This window comes from Brevibacillus centrosporus, assembly GCF_046622605.1.
Lineage (GTDB): Bacteria > Bacillota > Bacilli > Brevibacillales > Brevibacillaceae > Brevibacillus > Brevibacillus centrosporus.
In genome coordinates, this window is sequence record NZ_CP176856.1 from 5,661,936 (window position 1) to 5,680,954 (window position 19,019).

16 protein-coding genes are annotated in these 19,019 nt (G+C 49.9%); 14 read left to right on the forward strand and 2 right to left on the reverse strand.

Annotated features, from left to right (window positions below; translation table 11 throughout):
- The first annotated feature begins 125 nt into the window (after positions 1-125).
- The 9 genes from ACLIN2_RS28325 (at position 126) to fumC (ending at position 10,643) form a co-directional block, all read left to right on the forward strand.
- Positions 126-1,199: an ABC transporter substrate-binding protein gene (locus ACLIN2_RS28325; protein ID WP_411502802.1), complete on the forward strand. Its 1,074-nt coding sequence runs from the start codon at positions 126-128 to the stop codon at positions 1,197-1,199.
- 87 nt (positions 1,200-1,286) lie between these two features.
- Positions 1,287-2,219, forward strand: a complete 933-nt coding sequence (locus tag ACLIN2_RS28330) for a nucleoside hydrolase (RefSeq protein WP_092271917.1) — start codon at positions 1,287-1,289, stop codon at positions 2,217-2,219.
- A gap of 25 nt (positions 2,220-2,244) precedes the next feature.
- Positions 2,245-3,066 (forward strand): ABC transporter permease, encoded by an 822-nt coding sequence (locus tag ACLIN2_RS28335; RefSeq protein WP_092271920.1) that lies wholly within the window; start codon positions 2,245-2,247, stop codon positions 3,064-3,066.
- A gap of 5 nt (positions 3,067-3,071) precedes the next feature.
- Positions 3,072-3,860, forward strand: coding sequence for an ABC transporter permease (locus tag ACLIN2_RS28340; protein ID WP_092271923.1), 789 nt, complete (start codon positions 3,072-3,074; stop codon positions 3,858-3,860).
- A 15-nt stretch (positions 3,861-3,875) separates the two neighbouring features.
- Positions 3,876-4,937, forward strand: a complete 1,062-nt coding sequence (locus ACLIN2_RS28345) for an ABC transporter ATP-binding protein (protein WP_411502803.1) — start codon at positions 3,876-3,878, stop codon at positions 4,935-4,937.
- An 18-nt stretch (positions 4,938-4,955) separates the two neighbouring features.
- Positions 4,956-6,665: an adenine deaminase C-terminal domain-containing protein gene (locus tag ACLIN2_RS28350; RefSeq protein WP_411502804.1), complete on the forward strand. Its 1,710-nt coding sequence runs from the start codon at positions 4,956-4,958 to the stop codon at positions 6,663-6,665.
- A gap of 135 nt (positions 6,666-6,800) precedes the next feature.
- Positions 6,801-8,177 (forward strand): MATE family efflux transporter, encoded by a 1,377-nt coding sequence (locus ACLIN2_RS28355; RefSeq protein WP_400583529.1) that lies wholly within the window; start codon positions 6,801-6,803, stop codon positions 8,175-8,177.
- A gap of 186 nt (positions 8,178-8,363) precedes the next feature.
- Positions 8,364-9,041 carry an MgtC/SapB family protein gene (locus tag ACLIN2_RS28360; protein WP_411502805.1) on the forward strand — a complete coding sequence of 226 codons (678 nt, stop codon included), beginning with the start codon at positions 8,364-8,366 and terminating at the stop codon, positions 9,039-9,041.
- Between the two features lie 213 nt (positions 9,042-9,254).
- Complete coding sequence (gene fumC, locus ACLIN2_RS28365) at positions 9,255-10,643, forward strand: class II fumarate hydratase (RefSeq protein ID WP_411502806.1); 1,389 nt, start codon at positions 9,255-9,257, stop codon at positions 10,641-10,643.
- 85 nt (positions 10,644-10,728) lie between these two features.
- Here the strand turns inward: fumC and ACLIN2_RS28370 are convergent, their stop codons facing one another.
- Both ACLIN2_RS28370 and ACLIN2_RS28375 read right to left on the reverse strand, forming a co-directional pair.
- Complete coding sequence (locus ACLIN2_RS28370) at positions 10,729-12,555, reverse strand: cyclic nucleotide-binding domain-containing protein (RefSeq protein ID WP_411502807.1); 1,827 nt, start codon at positions 12,553-12,555, stop codon at positions 10,729-10,731.
- 14 nt (positions 12,556-12,569) lie between these two features.
- Positions 12,570-13,184 (reverse strand): hypothetical protein, encoded by a 615-nt coding sequence (locus ACLIN2_RS28375; protein WP_411502808.1) that lies wholly within the window; start codon positions 13,182-13,184, stop codon positions 12,570-12,572.
- 456 nt (positions 13,185-13,640) lie between these two features.
- On the opposite strand from ACLIN2_RS28375, the gene ACLIN2_RS28380 reads away from it, so the two are divergent.
- From ACLIN2_RS28380 to recQ, 5 genes are all read left to right on the forward strand, one after another.
- Positions 13,641-14,327, forward strand: a complete 687-nt coding sequence (locus tag ACLIN2_RS28380; protein ID WP_092268450.1) for a response regulator transcription factor — start codon at positions 13,641-13,643, stop codon at positions 14,325-14,327.
- Positions 14,317-15,429, forward strand: coding sequence for a sensor histidine kinase (locus ACLIN2_RS28385; RefSeq protein ID WP_411502809.1), 1,113 nt, complete (start codon positions 14,317-14,319; stop codon positions 15,427-15,429). The genes ACLIN2_RS28380 and ACLIN2_RS28385 overlap by 11 nt, the downstream gene beginning before the upstream one ends.
- Positions 15,430-15,537: 108 nt before the next feature.
- The gene (locus ACLIN2_RS28390; RefSeq protein ID WP_411502810.1) at positions 15,538-16,428 is read left to right on the forward strand and encodes a D-alanyl-D-alanine carboxypeptidase family protein; all 891 of its coding nucleotides are present in this window, start codon (positions 15,538-15,540) and stop codon (positions 16,426-16,428) included.
- On the forward strand, positions 16,425-16,967 hold the full coding sequence (locus tag ACLIN2_RS28395) for a VanZ family protein (RefSeq protein WP_411502811.1): 543 nt from the start codon (positions 16,425-16,427) through the stop codon (positions 16,965-16,967). Before ACLIN2_RS28390 ends, ACLIN2_RS28395 begins: the two co-directional genes overlap by 4 nt.
- A gap of 117 nt (positions 16,968-17,084) precedes the next feature.
- Positions 17,085-18,860, forward strand: a complete 1,776-nt coding sequence (gene recQ, locus ACLIN2_RS28400) for a DNA helicase RecQ (protein ID WP_411502812.1) — start codon at positions 17,085-17,087, stop codon at positions 18,858-18,860.
- Positions 18,861-19,019 lie beyond the last annotated feature (159 nt).

The window sequence follows — 19,019 nt, forward strand, 5'->3', positions numbered from 1 at the left end:
CAAGGGCACTTTTCTTTTCTTTTTCTACCAGATAATTCCTTTTAAAGGTGTGATGGCGCATAGACCCATAAGGCCAATGGAAACAATCAATTCAATAGAAGACGAAAATATGGAGGAATATAACGATGAAAAAGTGGTTAACAGGGGTTCTTTCCTTTTCGATGATTTCCATGGCGCTGGCAGGCTGCGGCAGCAGCGAGCAGCCAAAAGACAATGCAGCTGGCGGAGCGGCAAAAGGAGAACCGCAAAAGCTGGTGATTTCTACCTGGGGCTTTTCTGAAGACTTTTTCCGCAAAGAAGTATATGAACCATTTGAAAAAGAACACAACGTCAAAATCGTGCTGGAAATCGGGAACAACGCTGAGCGTCTGAACAAAATTCGCCAAGGCAGCTCTGATGTGGATCTGATCTACCTCTCTGACTACTATGCGCAGCAAGGAATCGAAAGTGGTGCGTTTGAAAAGATCGACCGCAGCCGTATTCCAAACTTAAGTGAGATCTACGACATCACTAAAGCACCGCTGGGTGAAGACTACGGCCCGGCTTACACCATTGGACAATTTGGGATTGCTTACAATCCAAACGTAATCAAAACGGAAATAAAAAGCTGGAAAGACCTGTGGAGTCCTGAGGTAGCAGGCAAGCTGACGCTGCCAAACATCACTTCCACTACAGGCCCAATGATTCTGGTTGCCGCTTCCCAAGTGGCAGGCAGCAAAGAATTCAATGAAGACCAAGCTTTCGCGAAAATGAAAGAAGCAAACAAGGGCGTCGTGAAATACTACGACAAGACCTCTGAGTATGTAAACATGTTCAGCCAAGAAGAAATCGCGGCAGGACCAATCATGGAAATGTACTTCAAAGACATCCAGGCTGCTGTTCCGGAAGCGAAATTCGTGACCCCAGAAGAGGGCGGCTACGCAGTCATGAATACGGTGAACATCGTAAAAGGCAGCAAAAACAAAGAGCTCGCTGAAGACTTCATCAACTGGCAGCTGAGCAAGGACGTTCAAGAAAAAACAGCAAAAGCAAAAGTGGATTCTCCTGTAAACACAGGCGTGAAGCTGACCGACGAGGAAGCAAAAGGCGTAACGTACGGGGAAGAAACCATCAACAAACTGCACAAGCTGGACATGAAATTCGTGAACGAGCATTCCAAAGCATGGATTGATCGTTGGAACCGCGAAATCACCCAGTAAACCGTTTGGAAAGCGACAAGGGTATAGGCGAAGCAATCTCGTTTATGCCCTTGATCTTTCTTTCGAGAAAAAGCAGGAGGCTCGCTCATGAAGCACAAGATCATTCTGGATGTGGATACCGGCATTGATGATGCATTGGGGATTATTCTCGCTGTCAAAAGCGGGGAAATGGATCTGATCGGAATCACAACGGTGAACGGTAACGTGTCGCTTGGAAAGGCGACGGAAAATACGTGCAAGATTCTCGATCTGCTTCAAGTGGGAGAGCAGATTCCTCTCGTGCCGGGAGCTTCCCAGCCATTATTGCGGACAGTGTTTTTCGAGCATCGGGTACACGGGGAAGACGGTCTTGGAGGAGCTTTGCGCGAGGCAACAGTCGTGACGCAGCCGACGAAGGGCTTTGCGCCTGATTTTATCATCGAAAATGTGCTTGCGCAGTCGGGGGAAGTGACCTTGGTCATGACAGGTCCTTTGACCAACCTCGCACTGGCCGTACGGAAATGTCCGGAGCTCGTGCACCATGTGAAGGAAGTCATTTTTATGGGCGGTGTCGTTCGCGAACACGGGAATGTCACACCAACAGCAGAGTACAACATGTACGTCGATCCGGAAGCAGCAAAGGTCGTACTGCACGCAGGCTTCCCAGAGCTGACGATGGTCGGTCTCGATGTGACAAGAAAAGTTTTGCTGAACGAAGACCATATTCGCGAGCTGGGAGATACATCGATTGCCCGTTACGTAAAACAGAGCACATCCGATTACCTGGAACGCTATTTTGAGCGCAATGGCGTGAGAGCCTGCGCCATGCATGACCCGCTTGCTGTAGGAGTGGCACTGAACCGCAATCTCGTGACGACCCAGAAGCTTTACGTAGATGTGGAAACGAGAAGTGAGCTGTGTGATGGACAAACCGTGTGCGATTTCCAGAATCGCTGGGGGAAAGAACCCAACGTGAACGTCTGCCTGGCCGTGGATGCCGAAGCGTTTTTTGAACGCTTTATCCGCGCCCTGAAAGCCTGACGATTCCGGGAACAGGAGTTAATGCATGAAGAAAAAGGGTCTTTATCTGTTATTGCTGCCAGGCGTTCTGTTTTTGACGCTGTTCATGATCATTCCGATCGTGATGACGATTGCGTCCACCTTCTTTCATGAAGGAAGCTTTACCGTTGAAGGCTATCTCAAGTTTCTGACCGATCCGTATTTTATCAAGATCCTGCTGACTACCTTGCAGGTAAGTCTCGTAACCACGATTGTTTGCATCCTGTTAGGCTTCCCGGCTGCCTATTACATCTCCAAGCTGGGTGCTCGCAAAAAAGGCATTCTCTTGGCCTTGGCAATTTTTCCTTTGCTGACGAGCTCGGTTGTACGCTCGTTTAGCTGGATGATTATTCTCGGAAAAAAAGGGCTTTTGAACAGCTCCCTGATCTCGATAGGGCTGATCGAAAAGCCGTTGGAAATATTGTACACGCCTACCGCGATGATGATCGGCTTGATCCATCTGTTCCTGCCTTTGATCATTATCACGCTGGTAGGGGTCATGGAAAACATCGATCCGGACCTGATCAAAGCTGCCGAAAGCCTGGGAGCGTCCAAGTTTACGGCGTTTCGCAAGGTCATCGTGCCGCTCAGTGTACCAGGACTCATCATCGGAAGCATTCTTGTATTCGTAGGCAGCTTGACCGCTTATACGACACCGGCTTTGCTGGGTGGGAAGCAGCGGGTCATCTCCACGTTTCTCTATCAAAATGCTATTACGCTAAATGACTGGTACATGGCATCCGTCATTGCCACGATCATGATTGTCATTACCTTTGTGGTGATTTTCCTGATGAACAAACTGGCGACGAAATTAAATCCGAAGGGGTAGAAGCTATGCAGGAGAAAAATCGCGGGTTGGCCCTGTTTACGCTTCTGGTGTTTCTGTTTTTGCTGGGGCCGCTCATCATCATTTCCTTTACGTCATTTGAACCGGGGACGGTTTTGAAATTTCCGCCAGAGGGCTTTTCCTGGCGCTGGTACGAAAATATTTTCAAAGTAGAGATGTTCATGACGACGTTCAAGACGTCCATGTTTGTCTCGTTGATCGGCAATCTGCTTGCATTGATCTTGGGGATTCCCGCAGCCTATGCGCTGAGTCGCTTTCAGTTCAAGGGCAAAGCAGCGCTCAATGCGGTCTTCATTTCGCCTGTTCTCATTCCGGGCATTGTCATGGGCTTTGCGATGCTCAAATACGTCATCGTTGTGTACGATTTGCCGATTTACGCAGGGCTCTTGGTGGGACACACCGTCGTCATGCTGCCGTTCATTATCCGAGTCGTGGCTTCGAGCTTGTCCAACTTTGATTTTGCCGTCGAGGAAGCGGCGCTGAGTCTGGGAGCAGGACGCCTGGGAACGTTCTTTAAAGTTGTGCTGCCGAACATTCGCTCCGGGATTATTGCTGCGATCCTGATCGCCTTTCTGGAGTCGTTCAATAACGTAGATATTTCCGTCTTTATGACAGGTCCTGGGGTAAGCACGCTGCCGATCCAGATGCTGACGTACGTGGAAAACAACTTTGACCCGACGATTGCTGCTATTTCCGTGCTGCTCATGATCGTGACGGCCATTCTCATGTTCATCATCGAACGTCTTATGGGGCTTTCTGCCTTTACTAAACGATAACGGAGGCATCAAACCATGGCATTGCTCACGCTGGAAAACGTATCGGTTGCCTACGACAATCAGTACATTTTGCAAAATTTCAATCTGAACATCGAAAAAGGTCAGCTCATTTCCTTGCTGGGACCGAGCGGCTGCGGGAAGACTACGACGCTGCGTCTGATCGCGGGATTCCTCGAAGCGAAGGACGGCAAGTTTCTGTTTGATGGAAAAGACTACACGCGCGTTCCGGTCAACAGGCGCAATTTCGGGTTCGTATTTCAAAGCTACGCGCTGTTCCCGCACCTGTCCGTTTTTGACAACGTAGCATTCGGTCTTCGCCTGCGAAAAGTAAACGAAACCGAAGTGAAAAAGCGCGTCATGGACATTCTGGATGTCGTCAGCCTGAACGGCTTTGAAAAGCGTCATCCGAAAGAGCTTTCCGGTGGGCAAAGGCAGCGGGTAGCGATTGCCCGTGCGCTGGTTATCCAGCCGGACCTGCTGCTGTTTGACGAGCCACTTTCCAACCTGGATGCAAACCTGCGCATCAACATGCGGGTCGAAATCCGCCGCATCCAGCAGGAGCTGGGCATCACGACGGTTTACGTATCCCACGATCAGGAGGAGTGCTTCTCCATTTCCGATCAGGTGGCGATCATGAACAAAGGAGTCATCGAGCAGCTGGACGATCCGGCAACGATTTTTAAATACCCAAAAACAGAATTCATTGCACGCTTTATCGGCTTCACCAACTTCATTGCGTTTGCCGAACGCACGAATCAAAACGGAGAAATCAGCCTGCGCGTAGGCGATCACTCGTTTCTTGCAGCCAATCATCCGGGCACCGCGAATCCGTCGGGCAAAAAATGCGCGCTTCGCCCTGATGACCTGATGGTGACGACGGAAGAGACACAGGATCAAGCGATGAACCGTTTGAGGGGAAGCGTCAAAGTCAGTACGTTCCTGGGACGCAGCTATCAATATGTCGTGGAGACGGATCTGGGCGATTTCACGGTGAATCAAGAAATGGAGACCCCGTACAGGAGCGGCCAAAAGGTCAATCTGCTGTTCCCCAAAGACAAAATGGTGCTGGTGGATTAACAACAGGAGGCGTTTTTCATGAAAGTTGATTTGCTGATTCAGGACGTTCGCGTCTACAATAGCTATTTCAAAAAATTTACCGAGGGAAACGTAGCCGTTCTGGACGGAAGGTTTCTTTATATCGGAAAACAAGGTACAGGGACGTTTGAACCGGGCGAAGTGCTCGCCGGTGGAGGGCGTTATCTGATTCCGGGCCTGGTCGATATTCATCTGCATATCGAGAGCACGATGGTGACGCCAGAGACGTTCTCCTTCGCTCTGATTCAAAACGGGGTGACGACGATTGTACCTGAGCCGCATGAGATGGCAAACGTATTTGGCATCGAAGGGATCAAGGAAATGATTCGCGTGAGCCGTGACTGCGTCGTGGACATGAAGTACGCGATCCCAAGCTCGGTTCCAGCTACCTCGATGGAGACGACGGGCGGCTCCGTTGAGATCGCAGATATCGATGAATTGCTGCGCTCCGAGGAGATCATTTGCCTGGGCGAGATTATGAACTACGTGGATGTCATTTCCGACCCGGAATGCAAAACGAATCAGATCCTAAGGCACATTCGCAAAGAGTATCCGCATCTCGTGATCGAGGGTCATGTTCCGAAGCTGCTCGATCTGGATTTGCACCAGATGCTCTTCGCGGGAGTCGATTCCGACCACACGCATCAAACACCGGAAGGAATGGAGGCGCGGATCGCTGCCGGAATGTTCCTCGAGATTCAGGAGAAGTCAATGACCGAGGAAGTCATGGAGTATTTGATCAAGCAGGATGTTTCCGAGCATTTCTGCTTTGTGACGGATGATGTCATGACCGATTCCTTGTACAAGCGAGGCCATCTCAACCACATCGTGAAAAAGGCAATGGCGATGGGCATGGAGCCAGAGCGTGCGATTTATGCGAGCACCTATACGCCGGCCAAAAGAATGAACATGCATGACCGCGGTGCGATCGCACCAGGAAAGATTGCGGATTTCCTGCTGGTGTCTGACCTGCGTGAGCTTGCGATTGATCAAGTCTACAAAAACGGAAAAAAGGCGTATGACGCAAAGGAAGCGTACGTACAAGCGGAACAGCCCCGTCAGTTCCCTGACCATTTTTACTCGAGCATTCAACTGTCCCCATTGAACGAAGCCGATTTTACAGTGCAGGCGGATGCGCCAGACAACCGTTATCCTTGCCGTGTGATGCTCGTGCAAAACGGCTCCACCTTTACCGAAGACCATCGCGGGATTGTCGAAGTCAAAGACGGCGAGCTATGCTGGCAGGAGAGTCCTTATGGGCTGATTGCCGTATTTGAACGGTATGGGAAAAACGGCAACCGCGGCTACGGCTTGATCAGCGGCGATACGATCAAACGCGGAGCAGTAGCGACGAGTTATTCCCACGATAATCACAACCTGTTGGTAGTCGGTCACAATCCACATGACATGATGGTGGCGGCGAACGAAGTCATTCGCAACCAGGGCGGTTTTTACGTGGTCGAGAATGGGGAGGTCATAGCCAGCCTTCATTTGCCAGTTGGGGGAATCCTGACCGAGGAGCCGCTGGAAAAAACGGCGAAGGAAGTCGAGCAGCTGCGCCGTGCTATGGAGTCGCTCGGCTATCAGCACTACAACCCCATTATGTCGATCAGCACGCATTCTTTGCCAGTCAGTCCAGCACTGAAGATCACGGATATCGGCTTGATTGATGTAAATGCGGGTAAAGTCGTGCCACTGCTTTTGATGTAAAGAATATTGGGTGTCCAAAGGGTGGATTTTATCACCAGTTGGGCGCCTCTTTTTTTCATTACTTTCTCTCTTTCCTTTTGCTATAATATTATTTTATGTATTTACAAAATCATACAGAGCGAGGAACAACTGAAAATGAACGAAACCTTCTCGATCAAAGGAAAATGGCGACAATTTCTTGTCGTGCTGCTGCCGATTTTAATTTCGCAGCTAGCTCTTTTTTCTATGACGTTTTTCGATACAATCATGTCCGGGCACGCCAGTCCAATCGATTTGGCGGGTGTGGCGATCGGGGCTAGCTTATGGGCTCCTGTGCAGTCCGGATTGACGGGGATTCTGCTCGCTGTCACTCCGATGGTGGCTCAAATGGTCGGGGCAAATCGGAGGGACCGTGTTCCTTTTACTGTGGTTCAAGCGTTTTACGTGGCGATCGCGATTGGTATCGCGGTTATTATCGTAGGTGCCTTGGTGCTCAATCCGATTCTGGATTTGATGGATTTGGAGCCGAGTGTACGCGAGATCGCAATCGATTTTCTGCATGCCATAGCGATCGGGATCATCCCGTTGTTTCTCTACACAGTCATTCGCTGCTTTATTGACGCACTCGGGGAAACGCGCGTTACGATGTTTATCACTCTGTTCTCCTTGCCGATTAACATCTTTCTGAACTATGTTCTCATCTTCGGGAATTTGGGTTTTCCTCGGCTGGGCGGAGTCGGGGCAGGCTATGCTTCTGCTATCACATACTGGTGCATTTTGCTGATTAGCCTGTTTGTTGTAAAACGTGTCCATCCATTTGTGGAATACGGATTGCTCGGGAAATTTTACGCGGTTTCCCTGCAAGCCTGGAAAGAGCTGTTGAAGCTGGGCCTGCCGATTGGCTTCTCGATCTTCTTTGAGGTGAGCATTTTCGCTGCAGTAACCTTGTTCATGAGTGAGTACAGCACTATTACGATTGCAGCTCACCAGGCAGCATTGAACTTTGCCTCTTTCATTTACATGGTGCCCATGAGCATTTCGATGGCGATGACGATTTTGGTCGGCTTCGAAGTGGGGGCACGCCGCTATCGCGATGCGCGGCAGTACAGCTATCTGGGTATTAGTGTCGCCGTTGTACTGGCACTGCTGTTTGGAGTAGGGCTGTTAGCGTTTAATGAACAAGTAGCAGGCTTTTACACAACGGACGAGGAAGTGCTCCGCTTGACCCAGCATTTCCTGATGTACTCGATTTTGTTTTTGATTTCGGATGCGATCGCGGCTCCGATTCAAGGAATTCTGCGTGGCTACAAGGACGTGACGATCACCTTTATCGTAGCGCTCGTATCGTATTGGGTGATTGGATTGCCGCTGGGCTTTGCACTTGCGCAGTACACATCGCTGCAAGCGTTTGGGTATTGGATCGGGCTGATTACGGGTCTGGCGGCAGGTGCCGTTTTCCTGTTTGGCCGTTTGCTGGGCTTGCAAAGACGATTGATCAATCAGCATGATTCGCAACAAGCTCATACAGGTTAAGAGATAGCGGAAGGTCCTTGCTCCAAGGATTTTCCGCTTTTTGCATGGACAACAAAGCTCGCGTTTACAATAGGTGTGAACATCTAAAAAATTTTACTCCTATTTTCTAGGGGGAGCGTATATACTTTCTATATTAGTCTATGGTAGGAAAGCTGACATGACGTGAATGGAACGGGGGAGAAATGGATGACATACGATTTTTTAATGAAGCTGGGGATTGCGCTTTTACTAGGACTGATTATCGGGATGGACAGGCAGCTGAAGCACAAACCGCTTGGTGTAAAAACAAGCATGGTTATCTCCGTAGCCAGTTGTCTGATCACGATTGTTTCCATTGAATCGGTGCATCGATTTTCCTTGCCTGGTCACACCAACATGGATCCGCTGCGCTTGGCTGCGCAAATTGTCAGTGGGGTCGGTTTTCTAGGTGCCGGCGTGATCTTGCGTAGAAGCAATGACGTCATTTCTGGCTTGACCACGGCTTCCATGGTTTGGGCTGCATCTGGACTCGGCATTGCGGTGGGAGCGGGATTTTATTTCGAAGCGACGACTGCCGCGATCCTGATCATTTTGGCCATTAATTTGTTTCCGCTGCTGCTTAGATGGGTGGGTCCGCGCTCCCTGCGTCAGCGGGATTTGTCGATCAAGATCGTCGTTGATGGCATGGGGAACTTAGATGATGTATTCAAGCAGATCAAGCATCTGAATTTACAGGTCAAGCGGGTCAAAGTGAAGGATGTGGACAATGGCCAGCAAAAGCTGGAGATGATGATTATTTCATCCGAGGACACGTACACGACCGATATCTATAGTTCGTTGAAAACGGTAGATCATGTGATTTCTGTAGAAGTAGAAAGTCGGTAGCAATTAGGGATCAGAGAAAAGAACAGCAAAGAAGCCATGTCAGAGCGGACGAGCACAGAGCCGCGATGAGTGGCTTCTTTTTTAGAAGTTTTTCAGAAATAGATTTCGTTCTTCAGGAAGTTTCAGGTAATTTCGTATTCGTCTGTCACTATTGCATAGCCAAAAGCTGGGCATCATAAAGCTGGGTAATGGATGATAAAAGGAGGATGAGAGATGGAATACAGAATCGAGAAGGACACCATCGGCGAAATACAGGTTCCAGCAGATAAATTGTGGGGTGCGCAGACACAGCGCAGTTTTCAGAACTTCAAGATCGGTGGAGAAAAAATGCCGATCGAGCTCATCCGAATGTTTGCCATTTTGAAGAAGAGTGCGGCTGCAGTAAACCAGAAGCTGGGCAAGCTGGAACCGGAAAAGGCAGATGCCATCATCAAGGCAGCAGATGAAGTCATCGGAGGAAGCTGGGACGAGCATTTTCCCCTCGTGGTGTGGCAAACCGGCAGCGGAACACAGTCGAATATGAATGTGAACGAAGTGATCGCGCATCGGGGCAACCAGCTGTTGGAGCAAAAGGGAAGCGCTGCACGCATCCATGCTAATGACGATGTCAACAAGTCGCAAAGCTCCAACGACACCTTCCCTACCGCGATGCATATGGCGAGCGTAGCCGTCATCGAGGACCTCGTTTTGCCAGCGATAGCGGTGCTTAAGGAAACGCTCCTAAAAAAGAGCGAAGCGTATATGGACATCATCAAAATTGGTCGGACTCACCTGCAGGATGCGACTCCACTGACTCTGGGGCAAGAGATCAGCGGATGGGTGCGGATGCTGGCGAAATGCGAAAAAATGATCAAAGAGAGCAACGAGTACATGCGAGAGCTGGCGATTGGAGGAACCGCAGTCGGAACGGGGATCAACGCGCACCCACGCTTTGGGGAGATGGTCGCCGAGGAAATCAGCCGCGTGACAAACAAGCGGTTTGTCACGGCCGAAAACAAGTTTCACGCTTTGACCAGCCACGATGAGATCGTGCATGCGCATGGGGCGTTGAAGGCGCTGGCAGCTGACCTGATGAAGATCGCCAACGACGTCAGATGGCTGGCGAGTGGACCACGTTGCGGTATCGGAGAGATCACGATTCCGGCCAACGAACCGGGAAGCTCGATCATGCCCGGGAAAGTGAACCCGACCCAAAGCGAGGCGATGACGATGGTCGTCTGCCAGGTCATGGGCAATGATGCAGCGATTGGCTTTGCTGCAAGCCAAGGCAATTTTGAGCTAAACGTCTTCAAGCCGGTCATCGTCTACAACTTTCTGCAATCTGCCAGGCTTTTAGCAGATGCGCTGCATTCCTTTAACGACCACTGCGCTGTCGGGATCGAGCCGAATCAGCCCGTCATCGAGAAAAACCTGAGCAACTCCCTGATGCTCGTCACAGCTCTCAATCCGCATATCGGCTACGAAAATGCCGCCTCTGTCGCAAAGCTCGCCCATAAAGAAGGCCTCACCCTAAAAGAGGCGGCCATCAAGAGCAAGCTGCTGACGGAAGAGCAGTTTGATCAAGTAGTACGTCCTGAGCAAATGATTCATCCAAAAGAATAGACGCGGAAAAACAGACAAATGCATAGAAAAAGAAGGCCGCCAGCGAAAATGCTGGCGGCTTTTTCATGCTCTACGCAGAACGGTATCAGATTCTCAAAGCATGCCCGCAGCGCGCACAATATCTCGCGCTTCGAGGAGAGGCACTGCCACAGCTTCCACAGTAAAGCTCACCTGTTGCGGTATCCTCCGGGACATGATGCCGCAATTGCTCCTGCACGTATGGATTCATGGTTGTAAAGCTATGTAGCTCTTCCTTGCGACCAGCGCGAATGAGGATAAATAACAAAACGACATCCATACAGCCAATGGCGACCATCACCCCGACAGTGACCATGCTGCTCCCGAATTGAAAGTCCCAAAGTGCATGGAGGGTGATGACAATCAAAACGAGCAAGGCCGCCCCAAAGACCTTCCAGGCTCGCTTGTCACTTTTTCGCGTCCTCGGACGCAATGCAGATACGATCAGCCATACCCCAGCTGCTGCTATAGCGGTCCATGCCCCGTGACCAAAGGGAGATAGTAGCGCCCGGATCCAAAGCATGGAGAGCATCCCCAGTGAAGAGGCTTGCTCCAAGTGTGACCAGCCGTACAGCATGCTTTCGATTGCTGCAAACCCCATGCCTGCTGCTGCTCCAAATACAAGCGCGTCCATTAAAAATGGCATACGCTTCGGTCGAGCAATCAGAAAGCAAATGACGAGCTTGGCCCCTTCCTCAATGAGAGAGATAGCCAAAGGAGCACCAAGCTGCGAATAATCTATCGTGCTTACAGCGTTATTCATGAACCATACGCGCTCCAATAAAAAAGCTACTGGAACAGCGAATATGCCGGAGGCTGCGAATAATAGGCTTACTTGCGTCTGTTTAATTCCCAAAAGCTGATGATCCCTCATATATGCAACAAAGGTAACAGGACCAACAAGTCCTCCTGCCAACAACGTTACGACGTGCAGGATATGGTTATTTAAAAATAATGCCAATAGGGACAGCACAAGAAAGCCCCCGCCCAGCCAGAGAAGACTATCTATCCAGCGCTCTCTAGCTTTCGGCACGAAAGCGGCAGCAGTATCTACAGCCAGTTGCTGCTCTGTGTGAAGCTCGTTGGCTAGCTTTGGAAGAGCATGGGGGTGACGGATACGAATGATCTCGCAAAATTGCTTAAGAATGGGGGCATAGCAGCCAAGAATAGAGAGAAACTCTTCCTTGCCCAGAACCATTAGCTCACTATCTTCTAAAGCCGTTAGGGTGTACTCTGACGGGAGATCTGCCAGCAGCAGCTCTTCTCCAAAAAAATCCCCTTCCAGAAGAAGGCTTTTCTTTCGGTCCTTTCTGCGCGCTTCGAATCGTCCACTACTCACCATAAAGAATTGATCCGCGCACGCTCCCATTTCTAGAATGGTCTCACCCTTTGCAACCTTGCGCGTCGTGATCACCTCGGCAAGACCACGCAGCTCCGCATCAGGGATCACCGACCATATGGAAGCTTTTCGAAGCTTTCTATGAAGCATCCGGATACGAACGGTGTACAGCAAGCTTTCATGGAATAGGGGGCTTACTTTCGCAAGAAGCTCAAAAGATTGCCGCTCCAAGCGCAGGGCAATCACATCATGGAAGGCGGTTACGGACGCAGATCTGCGTTCATGCTGAAGCAATCCCATTTCCCCGACTAGGCTACCCGGTCCTAGCTCTGCGAGCAGGAGTGTATTGCCTACCAGATTTCGTGAGGATACCTGCACACTGCCTGTATGGATAAAGAAGCAATCTGTGCTCGCATCTCCTTCGATAAGAAGCGACTCTCCATCGCTGATATAGATAGGTTCAATTAACCGAGCCACGATTTCCAACTCGGAATCTGGCACTCCTCGCAGCAATGGGTGCTCGCGCAAGAATTGAAATACATCCGTAACTGGCATTTACGTTTCGTCCTTTATCTCATATTGCCAATAATAGTGCCTCTCGAATCTTGCATTTTCTTAATCAAATCAGTCATGGTATCAAAAGCTTCATTACGCTTATTGGTCAGCTCTTGCAGCTTAATCATATCCATCTGTTGCTCATTGGATTGTTCATCGATGGAATCCTTGACACTCTCGATCAGCCTTTGTAGCTCACTTACGGTCAAATCACCACGTACTTCTATCTCATTTCCTTTTAACGAGTCCAGAACTTCGTCGCTTATTTCAATAGGCTGGTCTGGAGAGGCACCGTTCTTTTCCACATTTTTCAAAGCGACATTAAGCTTCGTAAGCAATTTATTTAATTCAGCGATCGTCGCATTTCTGTCTTGGACTGCTTTCAATTGTTCTCTCAATTGATCTTCTAGTGCATTGGCGCGCGAATTTTGCACAGCCTGCAATGCCGCTTCTAAATCTGATCCACTTAAGTCTCCGCCAGCTTGAGCGACACTATTTTTTGCTGCTCCCTGTCCGAAGGCAGCACTAACCGAATGATAGACAGAATTGTTATACATAAGAGCGGAGCCGGCAAGCACTCCCACCAAAAAAATGCCACCGACAGATACTGCTTTTTTCTTCTTACTCATTTTACTTCATCCTCTCACGTCTTTGTCTTTCATTATAGATGCTGTGATGATGAATTTCTGTGGTGTGGGTCGCAAATTGAAAAAATGTATTTTGGGATGATCTCTCAAAAAGAAATCATTTAATTTTGCAGGAAGCTCCAGGAAAAAGGAGGAATAAGCGAAGGCATTAGGGACACAGCCAAGGCGTAATGGAAAAGGCGGAACCTGTCTTTAGCGTCCACCTCTGAATCAACATCCCAGAAGTACCACTTTGGACGCGGGGTTCCGCTTTTGCAATGGAGCCGTCCAGGGATGACCCCGTAAGAAGTGGCCCTACTAACGGAGCGTTTTCTCCTTTTTCCACCGCTCCACCACCGAACCTTGAAATCAAATGTTTTCTTCCCCCATCTTTAGGATTTCTTTACCTTTCTCTGCTATAGTGAACTTACATTTATCGGAAAAACAGGAGGGTAGGCTATGAGAATCTTGATCGTAGATGATGACAAAGAAATCGTGGACCTGCTTGCTATATATCTAGGTAACGAGGGCTATGAGATCGAAAAGGCGTTTGACGGAATGGAGGCAATGGACAAGCTCGCCCAAAAGGAGTTTCACCTGGTCATTCTGGACGTCATGATGCCGCAGCTCGATGGCTTGGAAGTCACCAAACGCGTGCGGAAAAACTCGCAGATCCCCATCCTGATGGCAAGTGCGAAGACGAACGACATGGACAAGATCATGGGGCTCATGACAGGCGCCGACGATTACGTAGCCAAGCCGTTCAATCCGCTGGAGGTCATCGCCAGGGTCAAATCGCTGCTGCGACGCGCCAACTATAGCCATGCCAAACAAAAGCATGACAACGTGATCGAGGTAGGCCCGTTGATCATCGACAAGCAGAGCCATGTGGCGCAGACCAAGGATGGCGTACCTATCAAGCTGACAGCGCTGGAATTCTCCATCCTCTTTTTGCTGGCGAGTCACCCAAACCGCGTATTCAGCTCCGAAGAAATCTTCGACCGCTGCTGGAAAATGGATAACTACGTGTCCTACAAAACCGTGATGGTCCATATCAGCAACCTGCGAGAAAAGCTGGAGAAGGCGACCAACGGAGAAAAGGTGATCCAGACCGTATGGGGGGTAGGCTATAAAATTGAAGCTTAACGTCCGAGACTTCCTGCGGATTTTGCTCGAAATCATGCTTGGCTTGCTCATCCTGTTTGCTGTATTTCAGGCGCTGTCCTATTTCGCCAACAACTATCTGTATCGGATACCCGAGATCAAAAACTTTGTGTGGAAGTTCCGCAATACCTATGGCTTTGACACGTTTAAAATCCCGATTCTGCTGTTGTCGACAGGACTGTTTGCGGCATGGACGCTGGTTCGCATCCGGAAATACAAGGAACAAAGACAAATGAACCAGATCATCGAGGAGCTTCACTACATTGCAAAGGGCAATTACGATCATCAGATCTCGATCAGGCCCGCGGGGAGCTTGGGGAATGTCGTGGACAGTATTCACGCCCTCGTCAAAAGCACGACCGATGCGATGGAGGAGGAACGCAGGCTCGAGCAGTCAAAGGACGAGCTCGTCACGAACGTCTCTCATGATCTTCGTACGCCTCTGACCTCGATCATCGGCTATCTGGGATTGATTGAGCAAGGAAAGTACCAGGATGAAAATCAGATTAGACAGTACACTCATATCGCCTATGAAAAAGCCAAGCAGATGAATGTACTGGTGAACGATTTGTTTGAGTATACGAAAGTGCGCAACCGCGGCGCCTATTTGAACCGGACGCAGTTTGACCTGGTGGAGCTGGTCGAACAGGTTGCCGTAGGCTTTCGAATCGCAGCGCATGAAGCGGGCCTGCAGCTGCAAGTGGAAACACCGGATGAAAAGGTAGAAATGTGGGGAGATACGGACAAGCTGGTACGTGTGCTGGAGAACCTGATTTCCAACGCCATCAAATACGGTCGAGACGGTACGATGATCGCCGTTCGCCTGTTTCGTGTACCGGATGGCATTTCCTTTTCGGTCGGAAACAACGGCACGCCGATTCCTGCTGAGGCCCTGCCCAATCTATTTGAGCGATTCTATAGGGTCGAAGCCTCGCGTTCCAAGGAAACCGGAGGCTCTGGTCTGGGACTGGCGATTGCCAAGAGCATCATCGATCTGCATCACGGTCAGATTTCAGTGACGAGTACAGCAGAATGGACGACGTTTACGGTATGGCTTCCACTCTCCAGTATGCAAGCTTCATAATCTCTTTACCCTTTCTTTAGAAACGATTTTGAGTTTTTTAAATCGAAAGGCCTATCCTTGCGGTGTAGAAGAAACGTTGCTCGTACACTGGAAAGGGAGGCTTTTTGCATGAAACGGAAAAAGGGCAGAAGGTTGCTGCTGCTCATGCTGATAGCAGGTATTGCAGGCATATGGACGTGGATACAAGCTGGAGAAGAGGAGGAGAGCTTTCTAGGCGGCTTGGATCGAGCGTTCTTCACGCTCGATGCGAGGGCTGCTGTTTTGGTGGATGCCGAGACCGGAGATGTCCTGTACGAGCAGGATGGGGATACGCCATATCCTGTAGCGAGCATGTCGAAAATGATGACAGAATACATCCTGCTGGAGGCCATCCGGGATAAACGGGTCACATGGGAAGACAGCGTGGAGGTATCGGAAAATGCGGCAACAGCAGAAGGGGCCAGAGTGAGTCTTCGGGCAGGGGAGGTATACCCGCTGCGAGATCTATACGAGGCGATGGCTGTAGGCTCTGCCAATAATGCGGCGGTTGCCATCGGTGAGTACCTAGCAGGCAGCACAACGAACTTTGCCGCGCTCATGAACCAGAAAGCGCAGGAGCTCGGACTGAAATCTTCCCAGTTCGTGAATGCGACAGGACTGGTTTACAGCTACGGACAAAACCAAATGACAGCAAAAGACGTCGGTCGTCTGGCGTATCGACTGGTCAATGATTTCCCCGAAATCGTGGAATTGACCTCGGATCCGCAGGTGCAGCTTAACTCTACTGGGGAAAAGGTAACGAACACCAATCTGATGCTGCTCTCCCAGAACGAGTCCTTGCGAGTGTCAGGTATGGATGGACTGAAAACCGGCTTTACAGACGAAGCGGGCTACTGCTTTACAGGTACGGCTAAACGGGAAGGCCGCAGATTGATTTCAGTTGTGATGGGAACGGACACGGAGGTAGGACGGTTTACGGAAACAAAGAAGCTGCTGGAAAAGGGGTTTTCCTACAGATGAAAAAAGGGATCAATCTCTTGCTGCGAGCTACCTTTTCTGTCGCCTTTGCCCTGTATTTGATACTGGTGATAAAAGTAATCCTCTTTAAATTTAGCTGGATGAATGCGGCCAAGGTGTTCCCCTCGATTGCTCACAGCCTCTCGCAGCCGCAGCTCATCTGGGAAAGCCTGGCGAACAGAGGAAACCTTATCCCGTTTCATGAAATCATGAAGTATATGGACAATTTGCTAGCAGGGGGAAATATGCACAGTAACGTGAATTTCATAGGCAACGTTATCGCTTTTCTTCCTTTTGGGTTCCTGCTCCCTATTCTGCAAAAGGAGAAAAATCGCTCTCTAGTGACCGTAACGATCCTAGCCTTTCTCTTCAGCCTATGTATGGAGGGGACACAATTGCTGGCCAGCATCGGGACCTTTGATGTCGATGATCTTTTGCTGAATACAGCAGGAGGCATGATTGGTTACGGGATCTTCCTAGGATTTCGGTCCATTTTTCAACATCGGTATCCGAAAAGAGTCACACAAGAGGAATCGTTATAAAGAAACGCGATTCGTTTTTCATCAAATCCAACTCTTCCCCTTGTTTTGTCTCAAAGGCTGCAAGTACACTAAAAGAATCCTTTGGATAAACACTTGGGAAGAGAAGGTGAATTCTCTTTGTTTGATAAAGCGCTAGAAGTCTTGCAAAAATACTTTGGCTATCCCTCGTTTCGGGAAGGGCAAAAGAAAATGATTGAGAGTTTGTTGAGTGGCCACGACACCTTGGGAATCATGCCGACCGGCGGCGGGAAATCGATCTGCTACCAGGTTCCGGCGATGCTGTTTGACGGTGTGACGATCGTCATCTCCCCGTTAATTTCTTTGATGAAAGATCAGGTGGATGTACTGGTCAGCATGGGCATCCCTGCTACGCAGATCAATAGCTCACTAGAAGCGAGTGAAGTGCGGGAAAGGCTGAGACTGGCAGCAAGTGGGGGGTACAAGCTGCTCTATATCGCCCCGGAGCGTCTAGAGTCCGAATCGTTCCAGGCACTGATCCGCGATGTGCCGATTTCCTTTGTAGCGGTAGACGAGGCTCACTGTGTATCCCAGTGGGGCCATGATTTCCGCCCGAGCTATCTGGAGATCGCCCGGTTCCTACGCACACTGCCCGAGCGCCCTGTCGTCGCTGCCTTGACGGCTACGGCAACACCTGAAGTCACCGAGGACATTCGCCGCCAGCTTACTTTGGTTGACGAGCGCACCTTTATCACGGGCTTTGGCAGAGACAATCTGATCATGTCCGTGCGCAAGGGGGAGAACCGCCGCACCTTTATTACCGATTACCTGCGGGCAAACAGCCAGCAAGCGGGCATCATCTATGCGGCGACGAGAAAAGACGTAGACGCGCTCCATGCTGATTTGAGCAAACGCGGCTTCGCGGTTACGAAATATCATGCGGGACTGTCAGAGGAAGAGCGGGCACAAAATCAGGAGGCTTTCCTGTTTGACGATGTGCGGACGATGGTCGCCACCAATGCGTTTGGGATGGGGATCGACAAATCCAACGTGCGGTATGTGATTCACTACAACATGCCGAAAAATCTCGAAGCGTACTACCAAGAGGCTGGCCGCGCTGGCCGTGACGGGGAGAAGAGTGAGTGTATCCTATTGTTCCAGCCGCAGGACATTCAGACCCAGACCTTTTTCATCGAGCAGAATCAGCTGACTGACGAGCGCAAAGAGCATGAATATAAAAAGCTGTACGCCATGATCGACTATTGCCGGACACCGCGATGCTTGCAGCAATACATCGTTCAATACTTTGGCGAAAACGACGCGCCAGCCTGCGGTCAATGCGCGAACTGCACGGATGATACAGAGCTTGCCGACATCACGCTGGAGGCGCAGAAGATCTTTTCCTGCGTGAAAAGAATGCGGGAACGCTTCGGTGCTGCCTTGGTAGCGCAGGTGCTCAAGGCTTCAAAAAACAAGAAGGTCACACAGCTCGGCTTTGACCAGCTGCCGACCTATGGCCTGATGAAAGAATACAAGGAAAAAGAGATTATGGATTTGATTCAAATCCTGATCGCGGAAGGATATTTGCAGGTCACAGAAAGCCAGTACCCGATCGTTAAGCTGGGCGAGAAAGCGCTGCCCGTGCTAAAAGGCGAAGAACGAGTCTGGCAAAAGATCGCGATCCGACCTGTGCAGCAGGAAGAGGATGACGACTTGTTCGAGCGTCTGCGCCAAGTACGCAAAGAAATTTCCCAGCGTGAGGGCGTGCCGCCATACGTCATTTTCCACGACAGCACGCTCAAAGAAATGAGCAGTCTCTGCCCAACGGACAAGGCTGCCATGCTGAAAGTAAAAGGAGTAGGGGAGTCGAAATTCGATAAGTATGGGCATCTCTTTCTAGATTGCCTGCAAACGTACGCAGCTGAAAAACCGTGACCTTCAAAAGTCATGGTTTTTTTGTTGTTTTTCATAGGATTAGGAAATAAATGGTTCGTGTCTGAATAAATAGACTGCTATAGTTAAAATAAACCAAATAAATATAAAAAAGAAACTGAGGGGACGACATGTACAAAAGGGGAACCAAAGTAGGGAAGA